The organism is Amycolatopsis sp. NPDC051128 (genome assembly GCF_040682715.1).
Classification (GTDB): Bacteria; Actinomycetota; Actinomycetes; order Mycobacteriales; family Pseudonocardiaceae; genus Amycolatopsis.
Map to the genome: position 1 here is coordinate 39,687 of NZ_JBFBBN010000068.1, position 7,484 is coordinate 47,170.

At 71.2% G+C, this 7,484-nt stretch carries 4 protein-coding genes; 2 read left to right on the forward strand and 2 right to left on the reverse strand.

The window, feature by feature from the left end; genetic code table 11:
• Positions 1 to 14: 14 nt before the first annotated feature.
• Positions 15 to 605 carry a TetR/AcrR family transcriptional regulator gene (locus AB0M82_RS41695; RefSeq protein ID WP_364734599.1) on the reverse strand — a complete coding sequence of 197 codons (591 nt, stop codon included), beginning with the start codon at positions 603 to 605 and terminating at the stop codon, positions 15 to 17.
• Between the two features lie 125 nt (positions 606 to 730).
• On the opposite strand from AB0M82_RS41695, the gene AB0M82_RS41700 reads away from it, so the two are divergent.
• Positions 731 to 2,104 carry an MFS transporter gene (locus AB0M82_RS41700; protein WP_364734601.1) on the forward strand — a complete coding sequence of 458 codons (1,374 nt, stop codon included), beginning with the start codon at positions 731 to 733 and terminating at the stop codon, positions 2,102 to 2,104.
• A 76-nt stretch (positions 2,105 to 2,180) separates the two neighbouring features.
• On the opposite strand, the gene AB0M82_RS41705 is transcribed toward AB0M82_RS41700, so the two are convergent.
• Positions 2,181 to 3,638, reverse strand: coding sequence for an amidohydrolase family protein (locus tag AB0M82_RS41705; protein WP_364734603.1), 1,458 nt, complete (start codon positions 3,636 to 3,638; stop codon positions 2,181 to 2,183).
• 492 nt (positions 3,639 to 4,130) lie between these two features.
• Here AB0M82_RS41705 and AB0M82_RS41710 point away from each other — a divergent pair, with 492 nt between their 5' ends.
• On the forward strand, positions 4,131 to 7,364 hold the full coding sequence (locus AB0M82_RS41710) for a S8 family serine peptidase (protein WP_364734605.1): 3,234 nt from the start codon (positions 4,131 to 4,133) through the stop codon (positions 7,362 to 7,364).
• Positions 7,365 to 7,484: the final 120 nt, after the last annotated feature.

Genomic DNA, 7,484 nt, shown 5'->3' on the forward strand with positions numbered 1-7,484 from the left:
GCCAGGAACTCGGGTCAGCGGCCCTCCGTCAGCTTCGCTGAGGTCTCCGCCCGCACCACGTCCTCGGCGAACGCCACCGCCGTCTTCGTGCCTTCGTCGCCGAAGATCGGGCCGTTCGTGTACAGGCCGTCGATGATGAACATGATGCGGTCGGCCAGCCGCCCCGGCTCGGGCGCCGACGTCTCCGCCGCCAGCTCCCGCAGCTGCGTCCGCACCCGCACGAAGTGGTCCATCGACACCTGGTGGGCCGGGTGCGCCTGCTCCGGGAACTCCGCGAACGTGGTGCGCAGCGGGCACCCCCGCGTGCCGGGCACGTTGACCCGCGCCCCCACCTCGCGCACCAGCTCCACCAGCTGCCCCGCGGGGCCGTCCGCGGCCGCCCTCGCGCCGGCGACGATGTCGTCCCAATCACCGCTGCAGCGCCTCAGGTACGCCACGACCAGCTCGTCCTTGCCCGCGAACTGACTGTAGAGCAGGTTCTTGCCGCACCCGCACTCGTCGATGATCTGCTGCATCCCGACGGCGTGCACCCCGTACCGGTTGAACAGCCGGGTGGCGGTTTCGAGGATGCGCTCACGGGCGTCCGGCGTCGGCTTGCGCGGCATCCCGCCATCGTACCGGACCAAACGGTCCATATTCCGAATTCCTGGTTGACAACGCATCGCCGTTCCGGCCATGATTCGGACCGTTCGGTCCCGGACCGATCGGTCCGTCACAGCTGGGGGTTACCTTGACCGTCTCCGACTCGCCTGCAGCGGTCCACGACCGCCTCACCCCGCGCGCCCGCGGCCTGCTCCTCGTGCTCTGCGGCGCGCTGTTCCTCGACGCGCTCGACGTCTCGATGAAGGGCGTCGCGCTGCCCTCGATCGGCGTCGACCTCGGCATGTCCACCGGCTCCCTGCAGTGGGTGGTCAGCGGCTACGTCCTCGGCTTCGGCGGCTTTCTGCTGCTGGGCGGACGCGCCGCCGACCTGCTCGGCCGCCGCCGGATGCTGATCGGCTCGCTGGCGGTGTTCGCCGTCGCGACCGCGCTCGGCGGCTTCGCCACCAGCGGGCCGCTGCTGATCGCCGCCCGGTTCGTCACCGGGATCAGCGCCGCGTTCAGCGCGCCCGCCGGGTTCTCGATCATCACGACGAGCTTCGCCGAGGGCCCGGTCCGCAACAAGGCGCTGTCGATCTACACCGCGACCGGCGCCACCGGGTTCTCGCTCGGGCTCGTCGCGGGCGGGCTGCTCACCGAAGTCAGCTGGCGGTGGGTGTTCCACGCGCCGGTGCTCGTCGCGCTCGCCACGCTGGTCGGCGCGTTCGCCGTGGTTCCGCGATCGCCCGCGGCGCCGGGCCGGGGATTCGACGTCGCCGGCTCCGCGACCGTCACCGGGGCGATGCTGCTCCTGGTGTTCACGCTGGTGGAGGCCCCGAACGCGGGCTGGGCGTCGGCGCGGACCCTCGGCTCGCTGGTGGGCGTCGCGGTGCTGCTGACGGCGTTCGTCGTGATCGAACGGCGCGTCGCGAACCCCTTGGTCCGGCTGGGCATCCTGCGGTCCGGCGCGCTGGTGCGGGGATGCGTCGCGGCGATGTCGCTGCTCGGCGGCTGGGTCGGCGCGCTGTTCATCATCACGCTGTACCTGCAGGACTTCCGCGGGTGGTCGGCGCTGCAGACCGGGCTCGCGGTGTGTCCGAGCGGCCTGGTCGTGGCGATCCTGGCGCCGCGGATCGCCGCGCCACTGGTCGGCCGGTACGGGTCGGGGCGCGTCGCGCTGGCCGGCCTCGTGTCGTCGGTGGCGGCGTACGCGCTGTTGCAGTTCCTGGACGCCTCCACCGCGTACGCCACGTTGATGCTGCCCGCGTTCCTGCTGGTGGGGCTGGCGTTCACGCTCACCTACGGCCCGCTGACCATGGCGGCCGCGGACAGCGTCCCGGCGGCCGACCAGGGGCTGGCCGGCGGGCTGGTGAACACGGCGTTCCAGGTCGGGCCGGCGCTGGTGCTGGGGGTGGAGTCGGCGGTCGTGGCCTCGGGGGCCGACCTGCGGGTCGCCATGGTGGTCCCGCTGATCGTGGCCGTGCTGGGGGCGGCCACGATGCTTCCCTCCCTGCGCCGCGCCTGAAAGCCGTGAATGTCGCATTGAGGGACTTGAAGTCCCTCGATGCGACATTCACGGACTTGGGCTACAGGGCGGTGCCCTAAACCACGTGCGTGACGTGGCCGCCGAGGAGGGTGGCCGTCACCGGGAGGTTCCGCAGGTCCGCGGGAGACAACACAGCCGGGTCCGCCGCCGTCACCATCAGGTCCGCGACGTCCCCGACCGACACCCCGCGGCGGCCGCCCGAAGCCGCCGCCAGGGCGTCCGGGAACGGGATCGCCTGCTCCGGGTGCCAGGGTGGCCGGTCGTCGTCCGTGCGGGAGACCGCCGACGCGATTCCGTCCCACGGGTCCAGCGGGGCGACCGGTGCGTCCGAGCCGAACTCCAGGCGGGCTCCCGATTCCAGCAGCGACCGGTACGGGAACGCCCGCGAGGTGCGCCCGTGCCAGTGCCGGTCGGCGACGTCGCGGTCGTCCGGCTGGTGCGCCGGCTGGACCGCGGCGATCACCCCCAGCGCGGCGAACCGCGGGATGTCCGCGGGCGAAAGGAGCTGCGCGTGCTCGATCCGGCCCGGGCAGCCGACCTCCTCGAACGCGTCCAGCGCGATCGTGTTCGCCCGGTCGCCGATCGCGTGCACCGCCGGGATCAGGCAGTGGGAGAACGCGCGCTTCATCAACGGCACCAACGACGACGGCGGGAGCTCCAGCATCCCCGGCGAATCCCCGCCCGGGTAGGGATCATGGCAGTAGGCCGTGCGCGTGTTCAGCGAACCGTCCACGAAGAGCTTGAACGGCCCGACCGTCAGCAACCCGCCGGAATCCGGCAGGACGTCCCCCGTCCGGTGGCCGCGCTCGATCGCCTGGTCCAGCAGGTAGCGGGCGATCACGCACGAAATCCGGGCCGCCGGGGCGCCGCGGGCAAGCCGGCGCGTCCAGTCCGTCACGGTGTCCGCGTACTCGTAGTCGACGATCTCCGTCACGCCCCGCGCCGCCGCCGCGGAAACCGCTTCCGCCACCCACTGGTCCTGGACGTCGATCGCGGCCGTCGGCAGCTGGGCCGTCGCGCTCATGCAGTCGTTCTCCAGCAGCACGCCCGTCGGATGCTCGCGGCCGATCAGCTTCAGCGCCGCCGGGCTCAGCCACAGCGTGTGCAGGTCCGCGCTGAACAACGCCACCGCACGGCCGGGTAACGCCCGTTGCAGCAGGTCCTTGTGCGGCTTGTCCGGCCACAGCCCGTCGCGGAACCCCGCGCCCACGACGAGTTCCTTCTGCGGCGCCGGTGTCGCCAGCAGGTGCGCCAGCAGCAGCTCGATCGCCTCCGTCGCCGAACGCGCCGCGTCCAGCGGGATCCGCCGCCGGAACGTCGCCCACTGCACGAGGTGGACGTGCGCGTCGACCAGCCCCGGCAGCAGCGTGCCGCCGTGCCCGTCGACCACCCGCGCCGCGAAGCCGGCCGAGCCCGGTTCGGTGATCGAGGTGACCCGGCCGTCGTTCACCCGGACGTCCGCGAGGTCGCCGCCGAGGCCCGGACGCACGCGGCGCAGCAGGAGATCATCCATGCCGACCACCTTGCCAGCCCCGCCCGTCCGGGTGAAGCAGGCATGAGACGGGAACATCCGGGTATCAAGTCACCGTTGTGACCATTGGCAACTGTCGCCCGCCGAAGGGTCTGGGCCGGTCCATGGGCGCCGCCTTCACAAGCCGCGCAGGGTTCGACTCCCTCGGTTGCCACCGAAGATCCGTGAATGTCGCATTGAGGGACTTGAAGTCCCTCAATGCGACATTCACGGCTTTCAGCCCAGGTGAGCTGCGCGGCGACCGCGCCCACCCGGCGAACACCCAGCCCGCCGGCGCGAAGCCGCCACCCGACTCGGTGAACAGAAAGCGCACTTTCACGTGAAAGCGCCAGATCCGGTGACCGCCTAACCGGTGATTCTCTTAGGCCATTTGGCTCGCAACCAATTGCGGGCGATGGGCTGACTGTCTGATTGCTGCCGATGATCCCAGCAGGTGTACTGCTCGGACGCACATCTTCACGAAGGGTCGTTTCAGTGAAACAGCACAGATCGCGTTGGAGACGGCGGGCCGGGATCACCGTCCTCGCCACCGCACTCGGCGCTTCCGTCCTCGGCGTCGCCGTTCCCGTGGCGTCCGCCCAGCAAGCCCCGCCGACCAACGGCGCGGCCGACGGCAAGACCCTCGACGAGCACGACCGCGCGCTCGTCAACGAAGCCGAGAAGGCCGGGAAGCCGGACGTCACGCTGCTGATCGCCGCGGAAAAGGGCCAGACCGGCGCCGCCGTGAACGAGCTCAAGGCCCTCGGCGGGGTGGTCCAGTCCACCGACACCAAGCTCGACTACGTCAAGGTCAGCATCCCGACCGGCAAGGCCGAAAAGGCCGCGAAGCTCAAGTCGGTGAACGCCGTCGACGTCGACGGCCTGATCGTGCGCGACGACCCGAAGCCCGAGGGCGCGACCACCCCGCTGCCGCAGCCGGCGCCGGGCAAGGACACCCCGCGCGTCAACCCGTACCTGCCCACCGGGGACACCTACGCGGCGCAGTTCGGCCAGGTCCTGCCCAGCTGGGACGGCAAGGACACCACGGTCGCGGTGCTCGACTCCGGCGTCGACCTCGACTCCCCCGCGCTGGCCACCACCAGCCACGGCGAACGCAAGATCGTCGACTGGTACAACGCCAACGCCACCAACTCCGGCGACGGCACCTGGGTCAAGCAGTCCACCCAGACCTACACCGGCACGTTCACCTCGAACGGCAAGAGCTGGACGGCCCCGGCGACCGGTGGCCCGTACACGTTCGGACTGTTCGGCGAGACCGCGGGCGACCTGGGCGCCGCGGACAGCGAGACCGGTGGTGACGTCAACCGCGACGGCGACCGCGCCGACTCCTTCGGCGTGCTGCTCGACCCCGCCACCAAGGAGGTCCGGGTCGACCTCAACGGCAACGGCGACTTCACCGACGAGAAGCCGATGACCGACTACAACAAGAAGTACGACGTCGGCTTCTTCGGCACCGACAACCCGGCGACCGACATCGCCGAGCGGATGGCCTTCGTGGTCCAGACCGACAAGGCCGGGTACGTCGGCATCGGCATCGCCGGCGCGGAACACGGCTCCCACGTCGCGGGCATCGCGGCCGGCAACGACCTGTTCGGCGGCAAGATGGACGGCGCCGCCCCGGGCGCGAAGGTCCTGTCGGTCAAGGTCTGCCTCACCAGCGCCGGCTGCACCTCGTCCGGCCTGGTCGACGGCGTCGTCTACGCGGCCAGCCACGGCGCCGACGTCATCAACATCTCGATCGGCGGCCTGCCGGCGCTCAACGACGGCAACAACGCCCGCGCGGAGCTCTACAACCGCACGATCGCCGAGTACAACGTCCAGATCTTCATCTCGGCGGGCAACAGCGGCGCCGGGGCGAACACCGTCGGCGACCCGTCGGTGGCCACGGACGCGCTCTCGGTCGGCTCGTACATCACCAAGGAGACCTGGCTGTCGAACTACGGCTCGGTCACCAGGAACCCCGAGTCGATGCACCCGTTCTCCTCGCGCGGCCCGCGTGAGGACGGCGGGTTCAAGCCGGACATCATCGCGCCCGGCGCGGCCATCGCCACCGTCCCGCGGTGGGAGCAGCCCAGCCCGGTCGCCGGCACGTACCCCCTGCCCGCCGGTTACGCGATGCTGCAGGGCACGTCGATGGCGGCGCCGCAGGCGACCGGCGCGGCGGCGCTGCTGGTGAGCGCGTACAAGGCGACCCACAACGGGCAGCGGCCGCCGGTGGCGCAGCTGCGCGCGGCGATCAAGTCGACCGCGCGGTTCGTGCCGGGCATCGGCGCGTACGCCCAGGGCGCGGGCCTGTTCAACGTCCCGGCCGCGTTCGTCGCGCTTTCGCTCAACCCGAAGCCGGACGCCGTCGCGACGTCGGTCGAGGTGCACACCGCGCTGTCGAGCCTGCTGGCCAAGCCGAACACGGGCGTGGGCATCCACGACCGCGAAGGCGTGACCACCGGCAAGGCGTACACCCGGACCTACACGATCACCCGCACCACGGGGTCGGCGCACCCGGTGCCGTACTTCGCGCGGTGGGTCGGCAACGACGGCACGTTCTCGTCGGGGGCCACGGTGATCCTGCCGCTGAACACCCCGGTGAAGTTCGACGTCAAGGTCACCCCGAAGAACACCGGCGTGCACTCGGCGCTGCTGTACCTGGACAACCCCCTGACCATCGGCATCGACGTGCAGACCCTCAACACGGTCTTCGCGCCGCAGGAGTTCGCCGCCGGCAAGGGTTACCAGATCGACGTCGCCGGCAAGATCGCCCGCAACCAGGCGACCAGCTACTTCGTGCGGGTGCCGCAGGGCGCCAGCGCGCTGAAGGTGGACCTGGACGCCGGCGCCGGCGCCCCGGGCAAGGGCCAGGTGCGGTTCCTGCGGTACGACCCGACCGGCGTGGCCGCCGAGACGAGCACGTCCACGACGTACTGCTACCTGCCCGACGCGGGCGCGGGCTGCCCCGGCGGCACGCCGACCAGCCGGACCATCGCCAACCCGCTACCGGGCGTGTGGGAGATCGTCGTCGAAGCGCGCCGGACGTCCGATGTGGACGAAGCGGCGTACAAGCTGTCGGCTTCGGTGCTGGGCACGGCGATCTCGCCGAACCCGGACACGATCGCCTCGGCCACGCTGAACACGCCGATCTCGCGGTCCTACACCGTGCAGAACACCCTCGGCGCGTTCACCGGCAAGCTGAACGGAGCCACGCTGGGCAGCGCCAAGACGCAGCGGCCGTCCATCGCCGAGGGCACGCAGCAGCAGTACCAGATCCCGGTGACGGCGGGCTCGCAGTCGCTGACCGTCACGATCGGCAAGACGTCCGACGTCGGCGCCGACCTGGATCTGGTGCTGTACAACTGCACCACCGGCTCCTGCGTGCAGGCGGCGGTGAGCGCGGACGGTGACTCCGAGGAGTCGGTGACCGTGGCCAACCCGGGCGCGGGCACGTGGCTCGCGCTGGTCGACGGGTACGCGGTGCCCGCCGGCAGCACCGAGTACGACTACCTCGACGTGTTCACCAACCCGGCGTTCGGTTCGGTCGCGGTGACCGACGCGAACACGGCGCGGGCGTCGGGCAGCTCGTGGACCGTGCCGGGCACGGTGACGGCCACCGCCGTCCCGGGCGCGGGCCGGACCCTGCGCGGTCAGCTGACCGTGCGGACCGACACCGGTGTCACGGTCGGCTCCTCGCTGGTGCAGATCAACGCGGTGAGCTAGCCAAGGTCCGTGAATGTCGCATTGAGGGACTTGACGACCTGGGCTCGGCACTGGGGTACACGTGTCACGACCAGTGGCATTGTCTGCGCGACGGCCTCGGCGAGGCGTTGGTCGAGACGT

Excerpts from the sequence above, each read along its gene's own strand:
- AB0M82_RS41705 (WP_364734603.1), bottom strand. The coding sequence starts at position 3,638 with ATGGATGATCTCCTGCTGCGCCGCGTGCGTCCGGGCCTCGGCGGCGAC.
- AB0M82_RS41695 (WP_364734599.1), bottom strand. The coding sequence starts at position 605 with ATGCCGCGCAAGCCGACGCCGGACGCCCGTGAGCGCATCCTCGAAACC.